Raw genomic sequence first — 23,868 nt, 5'->3', positions numbered from 1 at the left:
CGGCCGCCGTGACGTGCGGGGCGGGCCGCACCCGCGCCTCCAGGCCGGGGCAGGGTCGCGCCCCGCACCCCGGCGGCCTTCCTGGTGCTCCCGGCCGTACCGAGCGTTCCCGGGCGTACCCGGCGGTTCCGCACGACCCGGTACGCCCGATCCCGCCAGGCATCGCGCGCGTCATGGGAAGGAACGGGCGGACGGGAGGCGCGTGGCGGGCCCGTCCCGCGCCTCCAGACCGCGACCCGGTCGCGTCCGCGTCGCGTCCGCACCGCGCGCCGCCGCACCCACGGTCGCGCCCGCGCTCACCGGGCGCCCACCCCGCCCCCAGCCGGGCCGCGGGGAGCACCTGGCAGGGTGGGACGCATGTCCGCAGCCACCGAGCCCACCCGGAAGCGCCGTCGCTGGCCCGTCGTCCTCGTCGTCGTGGTGCTCGTGCTCGCCGTCCTCGCGGTGGTCGCCGAGTTCGTCCTGCGCGGCGTCGTCGACCGGATCATCGCGGACCAGGTCGAGCAGTCGCTGCCCGAGGGTGCGACCGGCGAGGTCACCGCGCACGCGGACGGCATCGTCATCCCGCAGCTGCTCGCCGGGACCCTGGCGGACGTGCACATCACCTCCGACCGCCTGACGGTGGACGGTGTGCCGCTCGCCGCCGACGTCACCGCGCGCGACGTGCCGGTCGACGGGCAGGGGGACGTGCACGACGTCGACGGGCACGTGACCCTCGCCGCGACGAGCGTGAAGGACCTGGCGAAGTACAGCCCGCTGTTCCAGCGACTCCGCCTGGTGGACGACGGCGTCGAGCTGTCCGGGTCGACCGCGGTGCTCGGGTACGACATCTCCTACGCGGCGACCGGCGCCGTCACCACGCAGTCCGACGGCCGCGGCGTCACGATCACCCCGCGGAACGTCCGCATCACCAACCCGGACCTCGGGCTCGGCGTCGACTCGATCCCCGGGGTCACCGACGTGCCGGTCCAGGTCTGCACCGCGCGGTTCCTGCCGGAGCAGCTGCGCATCCGCTCGCTCGACATCACCGCCCGGCAGGCGACCGTGCGCGTCACGGCCGGCACGCTGCCGCTCACCGAGCAGGGCCTCCGGACCGTGGGCAGCTGCGGCTGACCGGCGGGCGTAACACCGGCCGGGAGGCTCGTCCCGGCTCGCTAGGATCGGGTCCCGTGAGCGCCAACCCCCTTGCCCCGCCGCGGCTGCGGACGCCGGACGACGCCTCCGCGCTGACAGCGCGGATCTGGCCGGCCTCCGCGACGCGGACCGACGACGGCGAGCTCGTGGTCGGCGGCAACACCGCGTCCGCCCTCGTCGAGCAGTTCGGCTCGCCGCTCTACGTCGTCGACGAGCGCGACGTGCAGGCCCGCGCGGCCCGCGTGCGCACCGCCTTCACCGAGGCGTTCGAGCGCATCGGCACGCGGGCACACGTGTACTACGCGGCGAAGGCCTTCTTCACGACGCAGGTCGCCGCCTGGATGACGGAAGCGGGGCTGCGGCTCGACGTCTGCACGGCCGGTGAGCTCGCGGTCGCCCTCGCCGGCGGTGCCGACCCGGCGATGCTCGGCTTCCACGGCAACGACAAGTCCGACGCCGAGATCGCGCGTGCCGTCGAGGTCGGACTCGGCACGATCGTGCTCGACAGTCACGAGGAGATCGGCCGCGTCGCCCGTGCCGCCGCCGAGGCCGGCACGGTCCAGCGCGTGCGGATCCGCATCAACAGCGGCGTGCACGCGAGCACCCACGAGTACCTCGCCACCGCGCGCGAGGACCAGAAGTTCGGCATCCCGCTCTCCGAGGCGGTCGACGCGGCCGCCGCGGTGCGCGCCGAGCCCTCGCTGGCCTTCGTCGGGCTGCACTCGCACATCGGGTCGCAGATCTTCGACGAGTCCGGCTTCCGCGAGGCAGCGCGACGCCTGATGGACGTGCACGCCGAACTCGTGGCGTCCGGTCCGGTGCCGGAGCTCAACCTCGGCGGCGGCTGGGGCATCGACTACACCGAGGGGGACTCCGCGTTCGCGCCCGAGGACGTCGCCGAGGCCCTCGCGAGCATCGTCGCGGAGGCCTGCGCGGAGCGGGGGATCCCCGTCCCCGAGGTCGCCGTGGAGCCCGGTCGCTACATCGTCGGCCCGGCCGGGATCACGCTCTACCGCGTCGGCACGATCAAGCCGGTGGCCCTCGAGTCGGACGACGGGGTGTCGGCCACACGCACGTACGTCTCGGTCGACGGCGGCATGAGCGACAACGCACGCCCCGCCCTCTACGGCGCGGACTACACGGCGCGACTGGCGCGGACGTCGGACGCCGCACCGATCCTCACCCGCGTGGTCGGCAAGCACTGCGAGTCCGGGGACGTCGTCGTGCACGACGAGTACCTGCCGGGTGACGTGCACCGCGGTGACCTGCTCGCCGTGGCCGCGACCGGGGCCTACTGCTGGTCGCTCTCCAGCAACTACAACCACGTCGGTCGCCCGCCGGTCGTCGCGGTCGCCGACGGCACAGCCCGTATCCTCGTCCGTGGCGAGTCCATCGACGACCTGCTCGCCCGCGACACGGGGGTCGTCGCCGGCTCCGGCCGCTGACCCCGACCGAACCGGGCTGACACCCGACCCACAGGAATGCGCACCACATGATCGAATACCGCAACGTCCGCGTCGCGCTGCTCGGAGCCGGTTCCGTCGGTTCCCAGGTGGCCCGCCTGCTCCTCGAGCACGGTGACGAGCTGGCATCCCGTGCGGGCGCAGGGCTCGAGCTCGTCGGCATCGCGGTCCGCGACCTGGACGCCCCGCGCGACGTGGACCTGCCGAAGGACCTCTTCACGACGGACGCGCAGTCGCTCATCCTCGGGGCCGACATCGTCGTCGAGCTCATCGGTGGCATCGAGCCCGCTCGCACCCTCGTGCTGCAGGCGCTGCAGTCCGGCGCGGACGTCGTCACCGGCAACAAGGCGCTCCTCGCCACGCACGGCCCCGAGCTCTTCGCCGCGGCGGAGCAGGTCGGCGCGCAGCTCTACTACGAGGCCGCCGTCGCCGGTGCGATCCCGATCATCCGGCCGCTGCACGACTCGCTCGCGGGTGACCGCATCGAGCGCATCATGGGCATCGTCAACGGCACCACGAACTTCATCCTCGACCTGATGGACCGCGAGGGCTCGACCTTCGAGGCGGCCCTGGCGACCGCGACGGAGCTCGGGTACGCCGAGGCCGACCCGACCGCCGACGTCGAGGGCTACGACGCCGCGCAGAAGGCGGCCATCCTGGCCTCGCTCGCGTTCCACACCTCGGTGCCGCTGGCCGCCGTGCACCGCGAGGGCATCACCGACGTGACGATCGAGCAGGTGCGTGCCGCGCGCAAGGCCGGCTACGTCGTGAAGATCCTCGCGACCGCCGAGCGCCTGACCGACGCGGACGGCGTCGAGGGCGTCAGCGCCCGCGTGTACCCGGCGCTCGTGCCCGAGTCGCACCCGCTGGCGAGCGTGCACGGCGCGAAGAACGCCGTCTTCGTCGAGGCCGAGGCGGCCGGCGACCTCATGTTCTACGGCGCGGGTGCCGGCGGCGTCGAGACGGCGTCGGCCGTGCTGGGCGACCTGGTGTCCGCCGCGCGTCGGCACGTCATCGGTGGCCCCGGCATCGCGGAGTCGACCCAGTCCGCACTGCCCGTCTTCCCGATCGGCACCGTGCGGACCCGCTACCAGATCACGCTCCACGTGGCGGACGCCCCCGGCGTGCTCTCCACGGTCGCGGGCGTGCTGGCGAAGCACGGCGTGAGCGTGCAGACCGTCGAGCAGTCCGCCGCGACCGACCCGGGCGACGGCACGCCCGGCACCGCCACCCTCGTCATCGGCACGCACCTCGCCCGCGAGTCCGACCTGGCCGCCACGGTCGTCGCGCTCCGGAACGAGGACGTCGTCGTCGAGACCACCAGCGTCCTGCGGGTCGTCGGGGCCTGAGCCCCGGTCCGCGGAGCCCGAGCAACACACCGAACAAGGAGAGCCTGATGGCCCACCAGTGGCAGGGAGTCCTGCGCGAGTACGCCGACCGTCTCGACGTCACCGAGGCGACGCCCGTCGTCACCCTCGGCGAGGGCGGGACGCCGCTCATCCCGGCGCGACGCCTGTCGGAGCGCACCGGCGCGGACGTGTACGTCAAGTTCGAGGGCATGAACCCGACCGGGTCGTTCAAGGACCGCGGCATGACGATGGCGATCTCGAAGGCCGTCGAGCACGGCGCGAAGGCCGTCATCTGCGCCTCGACCGGCAACACGAGCGCCTCGGCCGCCGCCTACGCCACGCACGCGGGCATCACCGCGGCGGTGCTCGTGCCCGAGGGCAAGATCGCGATGGGCAAGCTCAGCCAGGCCGTCGCGCACGACGCGCAGCTGCTGCAGGTCCAGGGCAACTTCGACGACTGCCTCGACATCGCCCGTGATCTCGCGGCGAACTACCCGGTGCACCTCGTCAACTCGGTGAACAACGACCGCATCGAGGGCCAGAAGACCGCCGCGTTCGAGGTCGTCGACGTGCTCGGTGACGCGCCGGACTTCCACTTCCTGCCGGTCGGCAACGCGGGCAACTACACCGCGTACTCCCGCGGGTACCGCGAGGACGTCGCCGCGGGCCGGTCGACCCGGATGCCCCGCATGTTCGGCTTCCAGGCCGCCGGGTCCGCGCCGATCGTCTCCGGCGAGGTCGTCCGCCACCCGGACACCATCGCCTCGGCGATCCGGATCGGCAACCCGGCCTCGTGGCAGTACGCCCTCGACGCCCGCGAGGAGACCGACGGCTACTTCGGCGCGATCACCGACGAGGGCATCCTCGCCGCACACCGGATCCTGTCGGCCGAGGTCGGCGTCTTCGTCGAGCCGGCGTCGGCCATCGGTGTCGCCGGGCTGCTCGAGCGCGCGGACGCCGGTGTCGTGCCGAAGGGGGCGAAGGTCGTCATCACGGTGACCGGTCACGGCCTGAAGGACCCGCAGTGGGCCCTCCGCACGGCGGACGGCGGCGAGGTCGCCCCGACGAGCGTCCCGGTGGACACGAAGTCGGTGGCGGAGGTCCTCGGACTGGTCGGCCCCGCGTGAGCACCGACCGCTCGTCCGGACCGGGGGAGGGCATGACCGCCCGCAGTGCTGTACCGGCCGGACGGGCGGTCCGCGTGCGCGTCCCGGCGACCTCGGCGAACCTCGGCCCCGGGTTCGACTCGCTCGGCCTCGCGCTCTCCGTGTACGACGAGGTCGTCGTGCGCGTCCGGCCGGAGCCCGGCGCGACGGTGACCGTCGAGGGCGTCGGCGCCGGCGAGGTCGCCACGGACGACACCAACCTGGTCGTCCAGGCGGTCCGTCGCGGGCTCGCACACGCCGGGGTGGAGCAGCCCGGGCTCGAACTGCACGCCGTGAACGCCATCGCGCACGGCCGCGGGATGGGTTCGTCCGCGGCGGCCATCGTCGCCGGCCTGATGGCGGCGCGCGGCCTGCTCGAGGGGATCGTCGACCTCGACGCCTCGACGCTCCTCACCCTGGCCACCGAGATGGAGGGGCACCCGGACAACGTCGCGCCGGCGCTCTTCGGTGGCCTCACCATCGCCTGGATGACGGCCGACGGGCCCGCCGTCAAGCGACTGCTCGTCCACCGCGGTGTGTCGCCCGTCGTGTTCGTCCCCGCCTCGACGCTGTCGACGAAGCTCGCCCGCTCACTGCAGCCCGCGAGCGTGCCGCACGAGGACGCCGCGTTCAACGTGTCCCGCTCGGCCCTCCTCGTCGCGGCGCTCATCCAGAGCCCCGAGCTCCTGCTCGCGGCGACCGAGGACCGGCTGCACCAGTCGTACCGCGCGAGCGCGATGCCGGAGACCGACGCCCTGATCGCCCTCCTCCGTCAGCACGGGCTCGCCGCGGTGGTGTCCGGCGCCGGACCGAGCCTGCTCGTGCTCGGCAGCGACCCGTCGCAGCGCCTGACGGCCGCCGACCTCGTGCAGCGACACGCGCAGGGGGACTGGCGGGCGCTCATGCTGGCCGTGGACCTCGGTGGTGCTACAGTGGTGCCGCACTCGGCGCTCGAAGCCGATCCCGCGTAGGCGCAAGGAATCATCCGCCCTGGACTGATCCGCTGCTGGCGCAGGGTCCGGTGCGCGGGGGCACTCTCTTTCAGAACACCGAATCCCGGTCCGTCGTCTGAACGACGGACGCAGCGCATCCCAGCGCCGTGACGGTGGAAACTCTCCGCGTTCTGCGGTCCGAAAGGAAACACCGACCTTGACGAACGTCAACGACTCCACCGCGGTGGAGATCCCCAGCGACCTGCGCGCACTCCGCCTGCCGGAGCTCCAGCGCATCGCATCCTCGCTCGGCATCACCGGGCTCTCGAAGCTCCGCAAGGGCGACCTCATCGCGGCGATCGAGGACAAGCGCCCGGCAGGCGACGAGGCAGCGGCCCCCGCGGCAGCCGAAGCGCCCGCCGCCACGGAGCAGCCGACGCTGGCCGCCCCGGCGACGTCGCCGGCTGCTGAGGACGCCTCCGCACAGCCGGTCGAGACGGCGCAGCCCGCCGCCGAGCAGCAGCCCGACGCCCAGCAGCACGACGCCCAGCAGCCCGGCACCGAGCAGGCCGAGCAGCCTGCGCGCGGCCGCCGGTCGCGCCGTGCCTCGTCGAGCGGCACCGTCACCGCGGAGCCGACGTCGGCCGCCGAGCACACCAACCACGGTCACACCGGTACCGAGGACCTGCTCGCGGGCCTCGACCAGGTCCGTGCCGAGAAGGACGCGGCCGAGGCGGCGCAGAACGGCCGTCGTCGCGGCCGTCGCGGCGGACAGGACGCGGCCCAGCAGGCGCCCGAGCAGCAGCAGGACGACGCGCAGCAGCAGGACGCCGGCCAGGAGGCCCGTGTCGCCTCCGCCGAGCAGCCCACCTCCGCCCCGGAGCAGGGCGACCAGGGCGACCAGTCCGACCAGCAGGGCGAGGGCGGCTCCCGCCGCGGTCGTCGCAGCCGGGGTCGCGGTCGTGGTCGCGGGCAGAACGCCGACGGCACCGAGCAGCAGAACGGTGACCAGCAGGGCGGGCAGCAGCAGGCTGCCCAGCAGAAGCAGAACGGCAAGCAGGACGACCAGCGCTCCGGCGACGCCAAGCAGGACGACCGCCAGCAGAACGGTCAGCAGAAGCAGAACGGTCAGCAGCAGAACGGCCAGCAGCAGCAGAACGGTCAGCAGCAGAACGGCCAGCAGCAGCAGAACGGCCAGCAGAAGCAGAACGGTCAGCAGCAGGACGAGGCCGAGACCGGTCGGGGCCGTCGTCAGCGCGACCGCAAGCGCGGTCGTGGTGGCCAGAACGACGAGTTCGAGCCGGAGATCACCGAGGACGACGTCCTCATCCCGATCGCGGGCATCCTCGACGTGCTCGACAACTACGCCTTCGTGCGCACCACCGGGTACCTGCCGGGCCCGAGCGACGTCTACGTCTCGCTCGGCCAGGTGAAGAAGTACCACCTGCGCAAGGGCGACGCGGTCGTCGGGTCGATCAAGCAGCCGCGGAACGACGAGCAGCAGGGCCGCCAGAAGTACAACGCCCTGGTCAAGGTCGACACCGTGAACGGCCAGACCGCCGAGGAGGCCGCCGCGCGCGTCGACTTCCAGGACCTCACCCCGCTGTACCCGAACGAGCGCCTGCGCCTCGAGACCGAGCCGCAGAAGCTGTCGACCCGCATCATCGACCTCGTGTCGCCGATCGGCAAGGGCCAGCGTGGTCTCATCGTGTCGCCCCCCAAGGCCGGCAAGACCGTCGTGCTGCAGGCGATCGCGAACGCCATCGCGAAGAACAACCCCGAGGCGCACCTCATGGTCGTGCTCGTGGACGAGCGGCCCGAAGAGGTCACCGACATGCAGCGCTCGGTGAAGGGCGAGGTCATCGCCTCGACCTTCGACCGTCCGGCCGAGGACCACACGACGGTCGCGGAGCTCGCCATCGAGCGTGCGAAGCGCCTCGTCGAGCTCGGACACGACGTCGTCGTGCTCCTCGACTCGATCACCCGTCTGGGCCGCGCATACAACCTGGCGACCCCGGCCTCGGGCCGCGTGCTCTCCGGCGGCGTGGACTCGGCGGCGCTGTACCCGCCGAAGCGCTTCTTCGGCGCCGCGCGCAACATCGAGGACGGCGGCTCGCTGACCATCCTCGCCACCGCGCTCGTCGAGACCGGGTCGAAGATGGACGAGGTGATCTTCGAGGAGTTCAAGGGCACCGGCAACATGGAGCTCCGCCTCAACCGGCACCTCGCCGACAAGCGGATCTTCCCGGCCGTGGACATCAACGCCTCCGGTACCCGGCGCGAGGAGCAGCTGCTCTCCGCGGACGAGGTCGCGATCACCTGGCGCCTGCGCCGGGCACTCGCGGGGCTCGACCCGCAGCAGGCGCTCGACGTCGTCCTCCGCAACCTCAAGGAGACGCAGTCGAACGTCGAGTTCCTGGTCCAGATCCAGAAGTCGGTGCCGGCGACCAACGGTCACCACGGCAACGGCCACCAGGAGTAACGCGTGTTCGAGTCGGTGGCAGGGCTGCTGGCGGAACACGAGGACCTGACGCAGCAGCTGTCGGACCCCGCGCTCCACGCCGATGCGGCCCGCGCGAAGAAGGTGAACCGGCGGTACGCCGAGCTCAACCAGATCAAGGCCGCGTACGAGGCCTGGCAGGCGGCGGGGGACGACCTCGCCGCCGCCCAGGAGCTCGCCCGCGAGGACGAGGCGTTCGCGGACGAGGTCCCGGCACTCCAGGAGCAGCTGTCGGAGCGCCAGGAGCGTCTCCGTCGACTGCTCATCCCGCGGGACCCGGACGACGGCCGCGACGTCATCATGGAGATCAAGGGCGGTGAGGGCGGCGAGGAGTCCGCACTCTTCGCGGCCGACCTCCTGCGCATGTACTCGCACTACGCCGAGACGAAGGGCTGGAAGGTCGAGCTCCTCGAGCGGACCGAGAGCGACCTCGGCGGCTACAAGGACGTGCAGGTCGCGATCAAGTCGAACGCGACCGACCCGTCCCAGGGCGTCTGGGCGCACCTGAAGTACGAGGGCGGCGTGCACCGCGTGCAGCGCGTGCCGGCCACCGAGTCGCAGGGGCGCATCCACACCTCGACCACCGGCGTGCTGGTGTTCCCCGAGGTGGACGAGCCCGAGGAGGTCCAGATCAACCAGAACGACCTCAAGATCGACGTCTACCGGTCCTCCGGTCCGGGCGGGCAGTCGGTCAACACGACCGACTCCGCCGTGCGCATCACCCACCTGCCCACGGGCATCACGGTGGCGATGCAGAACGAGAAGTCGCAGCTGCAGAACCGCGAGGCCGGCATGCGCGTCCTCCGGGCCCGCATCCTCGCGCGGCAGCAGGAGGAGCTCGACGCCATCGCCTCGGACGCGCGCAAGTCGCAGATCCGCGGCATGGACCGTTCGGAGCGCATCCGCACGTACAACTTCCCGGAGAACCGGATCGCGGACCACCGCACCGGGTACAAGGCGTACGACCTGGACCGCGTGATGAACGGTGCGCTCGAGCCCGTCGTGCAGTCCGCCATCTCGGCGGACGAAGAGGCTCGGCTCGCCGCCATCGGCGACCAGGACGCCTGACTGCCGGCCTGGAGGCACGCATCACGTCCGACACGCCCGTCCCGGCCGCCGCGGATCGCCTGCTCGAACAGGCGACCGCGGCGCTCGTCGCGTCCGGCGTCCCGACCCCACGAGTGGACGCCGAGCTGCTGCTCGCGTGGGCGACGCACACCTCCCGGGGCGCGGTGCAGGCCCGGGCGATGACCGGGGGAGCGATCGCCCCGGAGCACGTCGAGCGCTTCCGCCATGCGGTCGCCCGACGCGTCACCCGTGAACCGCTCCAGCACATCACGGGGCAGGCGTACTTCCGCGCGCTGACCCTGGCGGTCGGACCGGGCGTCTTCGTGCCCCGGCCCGAGACCGAGGGCGTCGTGCAGTTCGGCATCGACGCGCTCCGCGCGACCGCGGTGCCGTCGCCCGTGGCCGTCGACCTCGGCTCCGGCAGCGGGGCGATCGCGATCGCGATGGACACCGAGGTGCCGAACGCCGTGGTGTACGCGGTCGAGCGGTCGCCCGAGGCACTGCCGTGGACGCGGCGCAACGTGGACGCCCACGGTGGGACCGTTCGACTCGTCGACGGCGACCTCGCGGACGCGCTGCCCGAGCTCGACGGCACGGTGTCGGTCGTCGTGTCGAACCCGCCGTACGTGCCGGACGACATGGTGCCCGTGGACCCGGAGGTCCGCGACCACGACCCGGCGCTCGCGCTGTACGGGGGAGCGGACGGCCTCGACGCCGTGCGGGCCCTCACCGAGACGGCCCGGCGGCTGCTCGTGCCGGGCGGCCTGCTCGTGATCGAGCACGCAGAGCAGCAGGGTGCCGGCGTGCGCGCGGTGCTGGCGCGCCGGGGGTTCCGGTCCCCGGAGACGCACGTCGACCTGACGGGACGCGACCGCACGACCACCGCGACCCGCTAGGCGGACGCTCGACGGGCCTCCCGTCCGGCCTGCCCGTGCCGCTCAGGCGGTGGTGACGCGCTCCTGGGCCGTGACGAAGGCACGCACCGCCCGGCGCAGGTCGGTGTGCTCCTCGACGAGGACCGCGTGGATGCCGACGCTCCTGGCCGCCTCGACGTTGACGGGCATGTCGTCGGCGAAGAACGCACGCTCGGCCGGCACGCCGTGGTGCGCGAGCGCCCGCTCGAACACCGCGGGCTCGGGCTTGCGCGCACCGAAGTTGCTCGTGGTGTCGAGGTGCTCGCCGAAGAGCGGGGGCAGCGACGGGGCCCAGCGACCGATCCACCGGCCGGCGAGCGGTCCGTTGTTCGTGAGCAGACCGACCCGACCGTGGTCGGCGGCGATGCGCACCGCTTCGATCCGCTCGGGCAGCTCCGTCATCGCGGCGCCGCGGATGCGGGCCCAGTCGGCCTCCGGCACCGCGCACCCCATCGCCTCGGTGAAGGCCGCGAGGTAGGCGTCGCCGTCGGGGAAGTGGCCCGCCTCCGCACGCGCCTCGTCGCCGCGGTCCCACCACCGACGCCGGATCTCCTCGAACGAGTGCCCGGTGTACTCGGCGAGGGCGGTCATCCGCACCCGCCAGTCGTAGCGGACGAGCACGTCGTCCATGTCGAAGAGGAACAGGAGTCGGGGCGCGGGCGTCTCGTTCACGATGCCACCCATTGTGGCGCACTATCATCGTCGAGTCATGGCCTCCCGATACGACTGCACCGACCCCGACGGGCTCCTGACCGGGATGCGGCTCGCTCGTGCCGCACTCGGACGGGGCGAGCTCGTCGTCGTCCCCACCGACACCGTCTACGGCGTCGCCGCGGACGCCTTCAGCGCGAGCGCCGTCCAGCGGCTGCTCGACGCGAAGGGCCGCACGCGGCAGTCGCCGCCGCCCGTGCTCATCCCGGGCCCGCCGACGCTCGAGGCGCTGGCGACGGACATCCCGCAGCAGGTCCGCGACCTCGTCGACGAGTTCTGGCCGGGCGGGCTGACCGTGATCCTGCGCGCCCAGCCGTCGCTCGACTGGGACCTGGGGGAGACCCGGGGCACGGTGGCGCTCCGGATGCCCGACTCGCGGATCGCGCTCGAACTCCTGCAGGAGGTCGGCCCGCTCGCGGTGTCGTCCGCCAACTCGACGGGCGACCCCGCGGCGATGGACGTCGACCAGGCCGAGGCCATGCTCGGCGACAGCGTGTCCGTCTACCTCGACGGCGGCCCGCTCCGACTCCACGACGGCCACGCGGCGTCCACCGGTTCCACGATCGTCGACGCCACCGGGCTGTCGACGGGCGGGAAGCTCCGCATCGTCCGGCACGGGGTGATCGCCGACGAGGACGTCGTCCGGGTCGTCGGAGCCGACCTCGTCACGTGAAGTACTACCTGCTCGCGGGGGCCATCGCGGCCGTCGTGAGCTTCGTGTGCAGCTGGGCGGTGTGGAAGCTCGGCCTGCGGTACGGCTGGTACCCGAAGGTCCGTGAGCGCGACGTGCACCGGACCCCGACGCCGCGGCTCGGCGGGATCGCGATGTACCTCGGCGTGATCGTCTCGTTGCTCGCGGCCTGGTTCCTCTTCCCCTCGATCGCCGGCACCGACTACTTCCGCCTGGTGTTCTCCGAACCGGGGCGGGTGCTGGCCGTGCTCGCCGGGGCGACGATCATCGTCGTCCTGGGGGTCGCGGACGACATCTGGGACCTCGACTGGATGACCAAGCTCGCCGGGCAGATCATCGCCGCGGGAATCCTCGCCTGGCAGGGCGTGGCGATCGTCTCGCTCCCGATCGGCAACACGCTGGGCGTCGGGTCGTCGTACATGAGCCTGATCTTCACCGTGCTCGCGGTGGTGCTCGTGATGAACGCGGTGAACTTCATCGACGGCCTCGACGGCCTGGTCGCCGGCGTCGCGATCATCGCGGGCGGGGTGTTCTTCCTCTACACGTTCTTCATCAACCGCGTCGTCGTGCAGACCGAGTTCTTCTTCAACCTGCCCTCCCTCCTGACGGCGGTGCTCGTCGGGGCGTGCTGCGGCTTCCTCGTCCTGAACTGGCACCCGGCGAAGCTCTTCATGGGCGACGCGGGAGCGCTGCTCGTCGGCTTCCTCATGGCCACGAGCGCGGTGTCGGTCACGGGCAACATCGACCCGGCCGTGATCCAGAGCCGCCAGGCGCTCCTGCCGGCGTTCATCCCGATCCTGCTGCCGTTCGCGATCCTCATCGTGCCGATCCTCGACTTCGGCCTCGCCGTCACCCGGCGCCTCAGTGCCGGCAAGTCGCCGTTCTCCGCGGACCGGAAGCACCTGCACCACCGGTTGCTCGACATGGGGCACTCGCACTTCCACGCGGTGCTCGTCTTCTACGCGTGGACCGCCACCGTCGCCGTCGGCTGCCTGCTGTTCCTCTTCGTCGAGTGGTACTGGGTCGTGACGGTCGTCGCCGTCGGGTTCACCGTCTGTGCCGTCGCGACCTTCGCCCCGCTCGGCCGCAAGCGCGCCGAGTTCGCCGCGCAGGCGGCCACCCGCTCGAACACCGTGGTCGACGCCAGCCTCGACCCCCTCGACCGCGCCGCCAACGACCGTACGATCCCTGGAGACCCCTCGTGACCGCACCGAACGCCCTCGACCACGTGCGGCCCGTGTTCCGCCGGATCCTCGTCTGGGCGGCCGTCCTGGCCGTCGCGCTGGCGGTCGTCGGGGGAGTCGTCGGGCTCGTCCTCGCGGGCACGCCCGGCCTCGCCGGCGGCCTGCTCGGCGCCGTCCTCAGCGTGGTGTTCCTCGGCCTGACCGCGGTGTCCGTGCTCGTGGCGCTCCGGGTGTCGAAGGGCCAGATGATCTCGGGCGCCTTCTTCGGCATCGTGATGGGCACCTGGCTGCTGAAGTTCGTGCTCTTCCTCGTGGTGCTCATCGCCCTGCGTGATCGCACGTGGGTCGACTTCCCGGTGCTCGCGGTCGTCATCATCGCCGGTGTCGTCGGGTCGCTCGTGATCGACGTCGTCGCGGTGGCGAAGGCCCGCATCCCGATCGGGGTCAGCCTGCCCGGCGACCCGGACCCGTCCGCGCCGAGCGGCTCCGGCGCCGCTGGGAACGACACCCCCCGGGCCTGAGAGCCCGAGAAGGCTCTCGCACCTGATAGGCTTCTGGTCGTCCGCGTCCGGAGCCTTGCTCGGGGCGGACGAGCCTCCACAACGTCCACCATCGCGTGCAACGTCTGCGCGCGCCGACACAGGAGACAGCGCTGCTATCCCACGCTCTTCCCCTGTCCCTCACCGCCGCGGGTAACGCCGTGGCGGCGGGGAGCAGCAAGGCCGCCGAATTCCATGGTCCGTCGATCAACGAGTTCTTCCCGGACCCGATCTTCTTCGCCGGGACCCCGATCGAGATGGACCGCATCGTCCTCATCCGCCTGTTCGCGGTGGCCGTGCTGCTCGTCTTCGCGTTCGTCGGGACGCGCGCGCTGAAGCTGGTCCCGAACCGCGGACAGGCCTTCATCGAGTACGCGTTCGACGTCGTCCGTCGCAACACCTTCGACAACCTGGGCGAGAAGGACGGCAAGCGCTTCCTGCCGCTCCTGGCGACGATCTTCTTCGGCGTCCTGTTCATGAACCTGACGGGTCTGATCCCGTTCATGAACATCGCCGGCACGAGCCGCATCGCCATGCCGTTGATCCTCGCGGTCGTCGCCTACGTCGCGTTCATCTACGCGGGCCTCCGCAAGCACCCGGGTACGTTCCTCCGGAACGCGCTCTTCCCGCCCGGTGTGCCGTGGTACCTCTACATCATCGTGACGCCGATCGAGCTGGTCTCGACCTTCGTGCTCCGTCCGGTGACGCTGACGCTGCGACTCCTCATGAACATGGTCGTCGGCCACCTCCTGCTGGTGCTGTTCTTCTCCGCCACCTGGTTCTTCTTCTTCGACGCCGACAGCCTCTTCAAGCTGTTCGGCATCGGGACCCTGGCGTTCGGCATCGCGTTCAGCTTCTTCGAGATCCTCGTCGCACTGCTCCAGGCGTACGTCTTCATGCTCCTGACCGCGGTGTACATCCAGCTCGCGCTGGCCGACGAGCACTGACCGACCCCTTCTGACCCCCATACGGCACGACATCCGTCGGGCCGCACTCGAAAGGAAAACACGTGGACGCAACGACCGTTCTCGCGGAGATCAACGGCAACATCGCGACGGTTGGCTACGGCCTCGCTGCGATCGGCCCGGCCATCGGCGTCGGCATCGTCGTCGGCAAGACGATCGAGTCCGTCGCTCGCCAGCCCGAGCTCCAGGGCCGTCTGACGACCCTCATGTACATCGGTATCGCCTTCACGGAGGCCCTGGCCTTCATCGGTATCGCGACGTACTTCATCTTCACCAACTAAGGCTTCTCGATGCAGACTGCACTCATCATCGCGGCGGAGGAGACCCACAATCCGCTGATCCCACCGGTGTACGACATCGTGTGGTCCGCGGTGGCCTTCGTCATCATCTTCCTCGTGATGTGGCGCGTCGTGACGCCGCGCATCACGAAGATGCTCGATGAGCGCACCGAGGCCATCGAGGGTGGCATCAAGAAGGCGGAGGCCGCTCAGGAGCAGGCCGCCGCTGCACTCGACGAGTACAACAAGCAGCTCGCCGACGCGCGTGCTGAGGCCTCGCGCATCCGTGAGCAGGCCCGTGCCGACGCGACCGCGATCGGCAACGAGGTCCGCGAGCAGGCGCAGGCCGATGCAGCACGCATCACCGCCAACGCCCAGGCGCAGATCGAGGCCGAGCGGCAGAGCGCGCTCCAGTCGCTGCGGAGCGAGGTGGGCACCCTCGCCCTCGACCTCGCCTCCGGTGTGATCGGCGAGTCCCTCCGGGACGACGCGAAGTCGGCTGCGGTCGTCGACCGCTTCATCGCCGACCTCGAGGCGTCCCAGGGCCAGCCGGCCGGGGAGCGCTGAGCATGCGGAGCGCCACGCGGTCCGCACTCTCGTCCACGCGGGCGGTCCTCGCTGACCTCGGCGGGTCGGTCGACCTCGCCACGGGCACCGAGATCCTCTCCGCCGGGCGTGCGATCGCCGGTTCCTCCCAGCTGCTCGGCCTGCTGGCGGACCCGACCGCGGACGTCGTCGGCAAGAAGGTCGTCATCGACCGCGTCTTCGCCGGCCAGTCCGAGGCGACGCGTGCGGTGCTGACCGCGGTGGCCGGCTCACGCTGGTCCTCGCCGTCGGACCTGCTCGCGGGTGTCGAGGACGCGGGCATCCGCGCCGTCGCCGGCACCGCGTCGTCGGAGACGTCGATCGAGGCTGAGCTGTTCTCCTTCGAGACCGCGGTCCGCTCGGACGCAGCCCTCGAACTGGCGCTGGGCACCAAGCTCGGCAGCCCGTCGGAGAAGGGTGCGCTCGTGCAGCGGCTCGTCGGCTCGAAGGTCTCGGCGCAGACCACCGCGATCCTGGAGCACCTCGTGCAGCAGCCCCGCGGCCGCCGCATCGGTGAGATCGTCCGCGACGCCTCGCGCATCGTGGCCGACCAGGCCGGCAAGCTCGTCGCCACGGTGACCACCGCGGCCCCGCTCTCGGACGGTCAGGCGGCTCGCGTCGCCCGCGGCATCAGCGAGCGGTACGGCAAGGACGTCAGCGTCAACCAGGTCGTCGACCCCGCGGTCGTCGGCGGGATGCGCGTGCAGGTCGGTGGCGACGTCATCGACGGCACGGTGTCCACGCGCCTGTCGGAGCTCCGGCTCCAGCTGGCCGGCTGAGCGTACCGTCGAAGCCGACCCCTCCAAGTCCACAACGGGAACTGTCCCTCACCGGGCAGCATCACCCTCTCGGAGCCGCAGGGCCCCGGAAACCTACAAGGAAAATCCCATGGCAGACATCACCATCAGCCCCGATGAGATCCGTGATGCCCTGAAGGACTTCGTCTCGAACTACGAGCCGACGAAGGCCTCCACGGCCGAGGTCGGGCACGTCACCGACGCGGGCGACGGCATCGCGCACGTCGAGGGCCTGCCCGGCGTCATGGCGAACGAGCTCATCCGCTTCGAGGACGGGACCCTCGGTCTCGCGCAGAACCTCGACGAGGACGAGATCGGCGCCATCGTGCTCGGCGAGTTCGGCGGCATCGAGGAGGGCCAGGAGGTCACCCGCACCGGCGAGGTCCTCTCGGCCCCCGTCGGCGACGGCTTCCTCGGTCGCGTGGTCGACCCGCTCGGCAACCCGATCGACGGTCTCGGCGAGATCCAGGCCGAGGGCCGTCGTGCCCTCGAGCTCCAGGCCCCGGGCGTCATGTCCCGCAAGTCGGTCCACGAGCCGCTGCAGACCGGCATCAAGGCCATCGACGCGATGATCCCCGTCGGCCGCGGTCAGCGTCAGCTGATCATCGGCGACCGCCAGACCGGCAAGACGGCCATCGCGATCGACACGATCATCAACCAGAAGGCCAACTGGGAGTCGGGCGACGAGGACAAGCAGGTCCGCTGCATCTACGTCGCCATCGGCCAGAAGGGCTCCACGATCGCCTCCGTCAAGGGCGCGCTCGAGGACGCCGGTGCGATGGAGTACACCACCATCGTCGCCGCCCCGGCCTCCGACCCGGCCGGCTTCAAGTACCTCGCCCCCTACACCGGTTCGGCCATCGGCCAGCACTGGATGTACGGCGGCAAGCACGTCCTCATCATCTTCGACGACCTGTCGAAGCAGGCCGAGGCCTACCGTGCGGTGTCGCTCCTCCTGCGTCGTCCGCCGGGCCGCGAGGCGTACCCGGGCGACGTCTTCTACCTGCACTCCCGTCTGCTGGAGCGTTGCGCGAAGCTGTCCGACGACCTCGGCGCCGGGTCGATGACGGGTCTGCCCATCATCGAGACCAAGGCGAACGACGTGTCGGCGTACATCCCGACCAACGTGATCTCGATCACCGACGGCCAGATCTTCCTGCAGTCGGACCTGTTCAACGCGAACCAGCGTCCGGCCGTCGACGTGGGCATCTCGGTGTCGCGCGTCGGTGGTGACGCTCAGGTCAAGTCGATCAAGAAGGTCTCCGGCACGCTCAAGCTCGAGCTGGCGCAGTACCGCTCGCTCGAGGCGTTCGCGATGTTCGCGTCCGACCTCGACCAGGCGTCGCGTCGTCAGCTGGACCGCGGTGCGCGCCTGACCGAGCTCCTCAAGCAGCCGCAGTACTCGCCGTACCCGGTCGAGGAGCAGGTCGTCTCGATCTGGGCCGGCACGAACGGCAAGCTCGACGAGGTGCCCGTCCCCGACGTGCTCCGCTTCGAGGCCGAGCTGCTCGAGCACCTGCGTCGCAACTCCGACGTCCTGACCACCCTGCGTGAGACGAACCAGCTCAGCGACGAGACCGTCGCCGCGATGGACCGTGAGATCGACGCCTTCACGAAGGGCTTCCAGACGAGCGACGGCAAGACGCTCGGCTCGGAGTCGTTCGACGCGGCCCAGGCCGAGGACGTCGACCAGGAGCAGATCGTCAAGGGTCGTCGCTAGATGGCGGCACAGGTCCGGGTCTACCGCCAGCGCATCAAGTCGGCGAAGACCACGAAGAAGGTCACCCGCGCGATGGAGCTGATCTCGGCGTCGCGGATCCAGAAGGCACAGGCGCGCATGGCCGCGTCCGGTCCGTACTCGCGGGCCGTGACGCGTGCCGTGTCGGCCGTGGCGACGTTCTCGAACGTCGACCACGTGCTGACCACCGAGCCCGAGTCGTCGACCCGTGCAGCCGTGGTGCTGTTCACCTCGGACCGCGGCCTGAACGGCGCGTTCAGCTCGAACGTCCTGAAGCAGGGCGAGGAGCTCGCCTCCCTGCTCCGCAGCGAGGGCAAGGACGTCGTGTTCTACCTCGTCGGTCGCAAGTCGGTCGGGTACTTCGCGTTCCGCGAGCGTCCCTCCGAGCGGCAGTGGATCGGCGGGACGGACCAGCCCGAGTTCTCGACGGCGAAGGAGATCGGCGACGCGGTCGTGTCGAAGTTCCTCCAGGACACGGCCGAGGGCGGCGTGGACGAGATCCACATCGTCTTCAACCGGTTCATCAGCCTGGCGACCCAGGAGCCGCAGGTCGTGCGCCTGCTCCCGCTCGAGGTCGTCGAGGGCGTGGAGGAGCCGTCGAACGGCGAGCCCCTGCCGCTCTACGAGTTCGAGCCCGACGCCGACGCCGTCCTCGACGCGCTGCTCCCGGTGTACATCGAGAGCCGCATCTTCAACGCCATGCTGCAGTCGGCCGCTTCCGAGCACGCCGCCCGGCAGAAGGCCATGAAGTCCGCCAGTGACAACGCCGACTCGCTCATCAGCGAGTTCACCCGTCTCGCGAACAACGCGCGTCAGGCCGAGATCACCCAGCAGATCTCCGAGATCGTCGGCGGCGCCGACGCCCTCTCGTCGAAGAAGAAGTAGTGGTCCGCGAAGCTCGCGGACAGAACCCCTCAGGAAGGCACCAGCCATGACCGACACCGCCACCACCGCGGTCGAGACGTCGTCGGCGCCCGGTGTCGGCCGGATCGCCCGTGTCACGGGTCCCGTCGTCGACATCGAGTTCCCGCACGACGCGATCCCGGAGATGTACAACCTCCTGTACACGACGATCACCATCGGTGACTCGTCGCAGGAGATCGGCCTCGAGGTCGCGCAGCACCTCGGCGACGACCTGATCCGCGCCATCTCGCTGAAGCCGACCGACGGCCTGGTCCGTGGTCAGGAGGTCCGTGACTCGGGCGCCCCGATCTCGGTCCCCGTCGGCGACGTCACCAAGGGCAAGGTCTTCGACGTGCTGGGCAACGTGCTCAACACCGACGAGAAGCTCGAGATCACCGAGCGTTGGCCGATCCACCGCAAGGCGCCGGCCTTCGACCAGCTCGAGTCGAAGACCACCATGTTCGAGACCGGCATCAAGTCGATCGACCTCCTCACCCCGTACGTGCAGGGTGGCAAGATCGGCCTCTTCGGTGGTGCGGGCGTCGGCAAGACCGTCCTCATCCAGGAGATGATCCAGCGCGTCGCGCAGGACCACGGCGGTGTCTCGGTGTTCGCCGGTGTCGGTGAGCGCACCCGTGAGGGCAACGACCTCATCGGCGAGATGGAGGAGGCGGGGGTCTTCGACAAGACGGCCCTCGTGTTCGGCCAGATGGACGAGCCGCCGGGAACGCGTCTCCGCGTGGCCCTGTCGGCGCTGACGATGGCGGAGTACTTCCGCGACGTCCAGAAGCAGGACGTGCTCCTCTTCATCGACAACATCTTCCGCTTCACGCAGGCCGGTTCCGAGGTCTCCACGCTGCTCGGTCGCATGCCGTCCGCGGTGGGCTACCAGCCGAACCTCGCCGACGAGATGGGTGTGCTCCAGGAGCGCATCACCTCCACGCGTGGTCACTCGATCACCTCGCTGCAGGCGATCTACGTGCCGGCCGACGACTACACCGACCCGGCTCCGGCGACCACGTTCGCGCACCTCGACGCCACGACCGAGCTCTCGCGTGAGATCGCGTCGCAGGGTCTGTACCCGGCCATCGACCCGCTGACCTCCACGTCGCGGATCATGGACCCCCGGTACCTGGGCGCCGACCACTACGAGACCGCGACGCGCGTCAAGCAGATCCTGCAGAAGAACAAGGAACTGCAGGAGATCATCGCGATCCTCGGTGTCGACGAGCTCTCCGAAGAGGACAAGATCACGGTGGAGCGCGCACGTCGCATCCAGCAGTTCCTCTCGCAGAACACGTACATGGCGAAGAAGTTCACGGGTGTCGAGGGTTCGACGGTCCCGCTCAAGGACACGATCGAGTCCTTCCGCGCGATCGCCGACGGCGAGTTCGACCACGTGGCGACGCAGGCCTTCTTCAACGTCGGTGGCATCAACGACGTCGAAGAGAAGTGGTCGCAGATCCAGAAGGAGAACCGCTGACATGGCGGCACTCACCGTGAGCGTCGTCTCGGCCGACCGTGAGGTCTGGTCGGGCGACGCCACCATGGTCGTCGCACGTACGACTGAGGGCCAGATCGGCATCCTCGCGGGGCACGAGCCGCTGCTCGCCACCCTCGCGCAGGGCCAGGTCCGCATCACACGGGCCGACGGCTCGACGGTGACGGCGGACGCCGAGGACGGCTTCCTGTCGGTCGAGCACGACACGGTCACGATCGTCGCGCGCCAGGCCGCGCTGGCGTCCTGACCGGACTGACCGTCCTCCTCCCGCCGTCCGAGACGAAGCGGGAGGGCGGGGACCCGGCACGCGCCCTCGACCTGGGTGCGCTGTCCTTCCCGGAACTGTCCGACGAGCGGGCCGCGGTGATCACCGCGGCCCGCTCCGTCAGTTCCGAGGAGTCGACCGCGCGGACGGCCCTGAAGCTCGGTCCGCGGTCGGTCGACGAGCGCCTCCGCAACCTCGAGCTCGACACCGCACCGACGATGCCCGCGATCGAGCGGTACACGGGCGTCCTGTACGACCCCCTCGACGCGACCGCCGCGGACGATCGGACGCGGGGGTGGTGGTCGGACCACGTCGTCGTGCAGTCGGCGATGTTCGGCCCGATCGCTGCCGGTGACGCGATCCCCGCGTACCGGTTGTCCCACGACTCCCGGCTCGGGGCCCTGCGGCTCGCCAAGCACTGGCCGGAGGCATCGACGCGTGCGATCGGCACCCGGGGCGACGGTCTCGTCCTCGACCTGCGGTCGGAGGGGTACCGAGCCCTCGGACCCGTGGCCGGGGCGCTGGCCCTGCGCGTGGTGAGCGTCGACGCCGGTGGACGTCGGAAGGCGCTCAACCACTGGAACAAGACCGCCAAGGGGCGCCTGGTGGCGCTGCTCGGCCGCACCGCGGCGGACGTCGACGACGTCGACGCGCTCGTCGCCTGGGCGCGCGCCCACGACGTGGTGCTGGAACGCACCGTGGACGGCTGGGACCTCGTCGCCGAGAGCTTGGAGCCTGTGCGGGCCTGATCCTGCACAGGACCGGCGCGCGTGGTCCCCTTCCACAGGTGGACGAGCGCAGCCGGCCGGGAGGCCCGTCCTCCGTCACGATCTCGTGCATGACCTCGACGAGACACGGACACTCCTCCACCCACGTGCGCTGGCCCCGCGAGATCGCGGCGGCGGTGACCCTCCGCGCGGCCTGCGCCGCGCTGGTCGCGCCCTCCACGGGCGGACCGGCCGGTCGGGACGAGCCGGTCGACCACGAGCTCGACCAGGAGCTCGACCGTCCGCGCGCGGTCGTGGTGACGACGGCGTGCGGCGCCCTCGCCACGCGCTTCGCCCTGGTCGGGTTCCTCGCGGCGTGCGACGACCCGGACCCGCGCACGGTCGTCCCCTTCGACCCGTTCCGCGATCCGACACCACCGGCGCTCGGCGGTGGTGGCCCGGTGCCCGATCGTGCGCGCCTGCGGGTGGCGGGCGCGCGCTGTGCCTCGGCCTGGCGGACGTGGCGTGCGGACGGCGCCGTCGGAGGCGACGTGGGGATCGGTGCAGCGGGCGCGCTCGCGCTCGGAGCGTGGTGCGCCTGGGCGGTCGGGTCCTCCGCCCGCGCCGAGGTCCGCGCACGGCACGCGCTCGACACCCGACCGGACGACCCCTTCGCCTGGCTGGTGCTCCGCGCCGTGCGGTCCGGACACGAGCCGGCGTGGTGGGGGAGCGCCACGGGGCGGACGGGATCGTCTACGGTGGACTGACCATGGTGGGTGAGCCGGCACGCGGGGACGACGACGACACGGTGCTGCGCGCGCACGCTCGGCAGGAGGGCGACGACCGGGCGGCCGCCGCGGTGGCGGACACGGTGCTGCGGCCGCGCCGGACCGACGTCGAGGCCCGCGCGGTCGACCAGGCCGGCACGGTGGACGACGACCCGCTCGGTGACACCGTGATCCGTCCTGCGGTCGGGGCCCGCCCGCCCGCCGTGCCGTCGCCCGTCGCGCCGTCGCTCGACGACACGGTCGTCCGTCCGCGTCGCGACGGCCATGCGTCGGCACCCCGGAGTGGCGACCGCGTCCCGGGCCCGGAGGCGCGGCTCGAGCCGGTGCACGCACCGGACGCCGACCCGTCCGTCGGGGTCCCCACGCGCCTCCCGTCCGGCCCCGTCGCGCCCCCGCGCGTGCCGTCGATCCGGGTCGGCGGTCGTGTCGTGCGCCTCGACCGCCCGGTCGTGGTGGGCCGGCGTCCCGCCGCGCCCCGCGTGGTGCACGGAGCCGGACCCGAGCTGGTGACGGTGCCGTCGCCGACCACCCAGGTCTCGTCCTCGCACCTGCTCGTGCACGCGGCCGGAGAGGCCGCCGTGGTCGACGACCTCCGGTCCACGAACGGCACCGTGGTGCGCCCGCCGGGGTCCGCGCCGTTCCGGATGGCGTCGGGTGCCTCGATCGTCGTCCTGACCGGTACGCTCGTCGAGATCGGTGACGGCAACGTCATCGAGGTCCTGTCGCCGCACCTCCGGGTCGGACCCGACGACGGCCTCCCACCGTTCCCGTCGGTCCCGTGAAGACCGAGCAACCGGCCCGTCCCCACCAGAGAGCGACCCACACACCGTGACCGAACTCGGCCGAGCAGCCACCGAGCACGCCATCGACGTCCCCGGTGCCGCGGGCGCCACCCTCACGCTGTCGTGGGGCGCCGCGACGGACGTCGGGCGGCGACGCGACCACAACGAGGACAGCTACCTGGTCGGGGCGCCGTTCTTCGTCGTCGCCGACGGCATGGGCGGGCACCTCGCGGGCGACCGCGCGAGCGACGCGGTGGTCAGGCGGCTCGACCAGGTCGTCGAGGGGGCGTTCACCTCGCGGCAGGCGATCCAGCGGGCCCTGCTGCTCGCCACCGCCGACATCGAACGTGCCGCCGGAGGCAACGCGCTCGGTGCGGGGACCACCGTGACGGGCGTGGCGCTCGTCGCCGCCCAGGGGCAGCCCGCCGCGCTCGTCTTCAACGTCGGCGACTCGCGGACCTACCGCATCGAGGGCGGTGTCCTCCGCCGCGTGACCGTGGACCACTCCGTCGTGCAGGAGATGGTGGACGCCGGGCTCCTGCGCGCCGAGGACGCCGAGCAGCACCCGGACAGCAACGTCATCACGCGGGCGGTGGGCTTCGGCGAGCCGCCGGAGCCGGACTGGTGGACGCTGCCGCTGCGTGCCGGCGACCGGTACCTGATCTGCTCCGACGGACTCACCAAGGAGCTCGGCGACGCGGGGATCGCACGGATCGCCGCCCGGGTGCCCGGAGCACAGGCACTGGCCGAGCGGCTCGTCGGCGACGCCGTCGTCGCCGGTGGACGCGACAACGTGACCGTGGTCGTCGTGCAGGTCGACGCGGCTCCCGAGGACACCGACGTCGAGGACACCCTGCCCCGTCACTGAGGGCCGGCGCGCCGTCCGTGCCCCCTGAAGTGGGGGATGGTCGCCCTCCACAGGGCGTCAG

Annotated in this window: 24 protein-coding genes; 23 read left to right on the top strand and 1 reads right to left on the bottom strand. The window is 71.5% G+C overall.

Annotated elements, in window-relative coordinates; all coding sequences use genetic code 11:
- Positions 1 to 357: 357 nt before the first annotated feature.
- From H7A69_RS09790 to prmC, 8 genes are all read left to right on the top strand, one after another.
- Complete coding sequence (locus H7A69_RS09790; protein ID WP_182046849.1) at positions 358 to 1,113, top strand: DUF2993 domain-containing protein; 756 nt, start codon at positions 358 to 360, stop codon at positions 1,111 to 1,113.
- 56 nt (positions 1,114 to 1,169) lie between these two features.
- A complete protein-coding gene (lysA, locus tag H7A69_RS09785) occupies positions 1,170 to 2,579 on the top strand; it encodes a diaminopimelate decarboxylase (protein ID WP_182046848.1) in 1,410 nt (469 codons plus the stop codon).
- A gap of 47 nt (positions 2,580 to 2,626) precedes the next feature.
- Complete coding sequence (locus tag H7A69_RS09780; RefSeq protein ID WP_069710748.1) at positions 2,627 to 3,946, top strand: homoserine dehydrogenase; 1,320 nt, start codon at positions 2,627 to 2,629, stop codon at positions 3,944 to 3,946.
- A 47-nt stretch (positions 3,947 to 3,993) separates the two neighbouring features.
- Positions 3,994 to 5,073 carry a threonine synthase gene (gene thrC / locus H7A69_RS09775; RefSeq protein ID WP_182046847.1) on the top strand — a complete coding sequence of 360 codons (1,080 nt, stop codon included), beginning with the start codon at positions 3,994 to 3,996 and terminating at the stop codon, positions 5,071 to 5,073.
- 32 nt (positions 5,074 to 5,105) lie between these two features.
- Positions 5,106 to 6,062, top strand: coding sequence for a homoserine kinase (gene thrB, locus H7A69_RS09770; protein ID WP_182046854.1), 957 nt, complete (start codon positions 5,106 to 5,108; stop codon positions 6,060 to 6,062).
- Between the two features lie 178 nt (positions 6,063 to 6,240).
- Positions 6,241 to 8,505 carry a transcription termination factor Rho gene (rho, locus tag H7A69_RS09765; protein ID WP_182046846.1) on the top strand — a complete coding sequence of 755 codons (2,265 nt, stop codon included), beginning with the start codon at positions 6,241 to 6,243 and terminating at the stop codon, positions 8,503 to 8,505.
- A 3-nt stretch (positions 8,506 to 8,508) separates the two neighbouring features.
- A complete protein-coding gene (gene prfA, locus H7A69_RS09760) occupies positions 8,509 to 9,591 on the top strand; it encodes a peptide chain release factor 1 (RefSeq protein WP_069710751.1) in 1,083 nt (360 codons plus the stop codon).
- Between the two features lie 20 nt (positions 9,592 to 9,611).
- On the top strand, positions 9,612 to 10,487 hold the full coding sequence (gene prmC / locus H7A69_RS09755) for a peptide chain release factor N(5)-glutamine methyltransferase (RefSeq protein ID WP_182046853.1): 876 nt from the start codon (positions 9,612 to 9,614) through the stop codon (positions 10,485 to 10,487).
- Positions 10,488 to 10,529: 42 nt separating this feature from the next.
- Here the strand turns inward: prmC and H7A69_RS09750 are convergent, their stop codons facing one another.
- Complete coding sequence (locus H7A69_RS09750; protein ID WP_182046845.1) at positions 10,530 to 11,177, bottom strand: HAD family hydrolase; 648 nt, start codon at positions 11,175 to 11,177, stop codon at positions 10,530 to 10,532.
- Between the two features lie 37 nt (positions 11,178 to 11,214).
- Here H7A69_RS09750 and H7A69_RS09745 point away from each other — a divergent pair, with 37 nt between their 5' ends.
- The 15 genes from H7A69_RS09745 to H7A69_RS09675 all read left to right on the top strand — a co-directional run bounded on the left by H7A69_RS09745 (position 11,215) and on the right by H7A69_RS09675 (position 23,807).
- Complete coding sequence (locus H7A69_RS09745) at positions 11,215 to 11,889, top strand: L-threonylcarbamoyladenylate synthase (protein ID WP_069710754.1); 675 nt, start codon at positions 11,215 to 11,217, stop codon at positions 11,887 to 11,889.
- Positions 11,886 to 13,112, top strand: coding sequence for an MraY family glycosyltransferase (locus H7A69_RS09740; RefSeq protein WP_069710755.1), 1,227 nt, complete (start codon positions 11,886 to 11,888; stop codon positions 13,110 to 13,112). The genes H7A69_RS09745 and H7A69_RS09740 overlap by 4 nt, the downstream gene beginning before the upstream one ends.
- The gene (locus tag H7A69_RS09735) at positions 13,109 to 13,612 is read left to right on the top strand and encodes a hypothetical protein (protein WP_083263595.1); all 504 of its coding nucleotides are present in this window, start codon (positions 13,109 to 13,111) and stop codon (positions 13,610 to 13,612) included. Before H7A69_RS09740 ends, H7A69_RS09735 begins: the two co-directional genes overlap by 4 nt.
- A 179-nt stretch (positions 13,613 to 13,791) precedes the next feature.
- Positions 13,792 to 14,577, top strand: coding sequence for a F0F1 ATP synthase subunit A (atpB, locus tag H7A69_RS09730; RefSeq protein WP_069710756.1), 786 nt, complete (start codon positions 13,792 to 13,794; stop codon positions 14,575 to 14,577).
- Positions 14,578 to 14,639: 62 nt separating this feature from the next.
- The gene (gene atpE, locus H7A69_RS09725) at positions 14,640 to 14,876 is read left to right on the top strand and encodes an ATP synthase F0 subunit C (RefSeq protein WP_027465781.1); all 237 of its coding nucleotides are present in this window, start codon (positions 14,640 to 14,642) and stop codon (positions 14,874 to 14,876) included.
- 9 nt (positions 14,877 to 14,885) lie between these two features.
- Positions 14,886 to 15,440 (top strand): F0F1 ATP synthase subunit B, encoded by a 555-nt coding sequence (locus tag H7A69_RS09720; RefSeq protein ID WP_066654628.1) that lies wholly within the window; start codon positions 14,886 to 14,888, stop codon positions 15,438 to 15,440.
- Between the two features lie 2 nt (positions 15,441 to 15,442).
- Positions 15,443 to 16,237 carry a F0F1 ATP synthase subunit delta gene (locus tag H7A69_RS09715; protein WP_182046844.1) on the top strand — a complete coding sequence of 265 codons (795 nt, stop codon included), beginning with the start codon at positions 15,443 to 15,445 and terminating at the stop codon, positions 16,235 to 16,237.
- Positions 16,238 to 16,346: 109 nt separating this feature from the next.
- On the top strand, positions 16,347 to 17,975 hold the full coding sequence (gene atpA / locus H7A69_RS09710) for a F0F1 ATP synthase subunit alpha (protein WP_066654625.1): 1,629 nt from the start codon (positions 16,347 to 16,349) through the stop codon (positions 17,973 to 17,975).
- Positions 17,976 to 18,878 carry a F0F1 ATP synthase subunit gamma gene (locus H7A69_RS09705; RefSeq protein WP_069710758.1) on the top strand — a complete coding sequence of 301 codons (903 nt, stop codon included), beginning with the start codon at positions 17,976 to 17,978 and terminating at the stop codon, positions 18,876 to 18,878.
- Between the two features lie 46 nt (positions 18,879 to 18,924).
- Positions 18,925 to 20,379 carry a F0F1 ATP synthase subunit beta gene (gene atpD, locus H7A69_RS09700; RefSeq protein ID WP_182046843.1) on the top strand — a complete coding sequence of 485 codons (1,455 nt, stop codon included), beginning with the start codon at positions 18,925 to 18,927 and terminating at the stop codon, positions 20,377 to 20,379.
- A 1-nt stretch (position 20,380) separates the two neighbouring features.
- Positions 20,381 to 20,644 (top strand): F0F1 ATP synthase subunit epsilon, encoded by a 264-nt coding sequence (locus tag H7A69_RS09695; RefSeq protein WP_069710760.1) that lies wholly within the window; start codon positions 20,381 to 20,383, stop codon positions 20,642 to 20,644.
- Positions 20,641 to 21,411: a YaaA family protein gene (locus H7A69_RS09690; RefSeq protein ID WP_182046852.1), complete on the top strand. Its 771-nt coding sequence runs from the start codon at positions 20,641 to 20,643 to the stop codon at positions 21,409 to 21,411. The genes H7A69_RS09695 and H7A69_RS09690 overlap by 4 nt, the downstream gene beginning before the upstream one ends.
- 89 nt (positions 21,412 to 21,500) lie before the next feature.
- Entirely contained in the window at positions 21,501 to 22,136 is a 636-nt protein-coding gene (locus H7A69_RS09685; protein ID WP_182046842.1) for a DUF4192 family protein, read from the top strand.
- A 2-nt stretch (positions 22,137 to 22,138) separates the two neighbouring features.
- On the top strand, positions 22,139 to 22,939 hold the full coding sequence (locus H7A69_RS09680; RefSeq protein WP_182046841.1) for a hypothetical protein: 801 nt from the start codon (positions 22,139 to 22,141) through the stop codon (positions 22,937 to 22,939).
- Between the two features lie 46 nt (positions 22,940 to 22,985).
- On the top strand, positions 22,986 to 23,807 hold the full coding sequence (locus H7A69_RS09675; RefSeq protein WP_182046840.1) for a PP2C family protein-serine/threonine phosphatase: 822 nt from the start codon (positions 22,986 to 22,988) through the stop codon (positions 23,805 to 23,807).
- Positions 23,808 to 23,868: the final 61 nt, after the last annotated feature.

This window comes from Curtobacterium sp. ME26 (assembly GCF_903970945.1).
GTDB classification, from domain to species: Bacteria; Actinomycetota; Actinomycetes; order Actinomycetales; family Microbacteriaceae; genus Curtobacterium; species Curtobacterium citri.
The sequence above is the reverse complement of the archived record's forward strand: the minus strand, read 5'-3'. Positions and strand labels throughout refer to the sequence as shown.

Coding starts and splice junctions, on each gene's coding strand:
- H7A69_RS09715 (WP_182046844.1), top strand. CDS start 15,443: ATGCGGAGCGCCACGCGGTCCGCACTCTCGTCCACGCGGGCGGTCCTC.
- H7A69_RS09680 (WP_182046841.1), top strand. CDS start 22,139: ATGGTGGGTGAGCCGGCACGCGGGGACGACGACGACACGGTGCTGCGC.
- atpA (WP_066654625.1), top strand. CDS start 16,347: ATGGCAGACATCACCATCAGCCCCGATGAGATCCGTGATGCCCTGAAG.
- H7A69_RS09685 (WP_182046842.1), top strand. CDS start 21,501: ATGACCTCGACGAGACACGGACACTCCTCCACCCACGTGCGCTGGCCC.
- H7A69_RS09705 (WP_069710758.1), top strand. CDS start 17,976: ATGGCGGCACAGGTCCGGGTCTACCGCCAGCGCATCAAGTCGGCGAAG.
- thrB (WP_182046854.1), top strand. CDS start 5,106: ATGACCGCCCGCAGTGCTGTACCGGCCGGACGGGCGGTCCGCGTGCGC.
- atpD (WP_182046843.1), top strand. CDS start 18,925: ATGACCGACACCGCCACCACCGCGGTCGAGACGTCGTCGGCGCCCGGT.
- H7A69_RS09720 (WP_066654628.1), top strand. CDS start 14,886: ATGCAGACTGCACTCATCATCGCGGCGGAGGAGACCCACAATCCGCTG.
- H7A69_RS09695 (WP_069710760.1), top strand. CDS start 20,381: ATGGCGGCACTCACCGTGAGCGTCGTCTCGGCCGACCGTGAGGTCTGG.
- H7A69_RS09780 (WP_069710748.1), top strand. CDS start 2,627: ATGATCGAATACCGCAACGTCCGCGTCGCGCTGCTCGGAGCCGGTTCC.
- H7A69_RS09745 (WP_069710754.1), top strand. CDS start 11,215: ATGGCCTCCCGATACGACTGCACCGACCCCGACGGGCTCCTGACCGGG.
- H7A69_RS09790 (WP_182046849.1), top strand. CDS start 358: ATGTCCGCAGCCACCGAGCCCACCCGGAAGCGCCGTCGCTGGCCCGTC.
- thrC (WP_182046847.1), top strand. CDS start 3,994: ATGGCCCACCAGTGGCAGGGAGTCCTGCGCGAGTACGCCGACCGTCTC.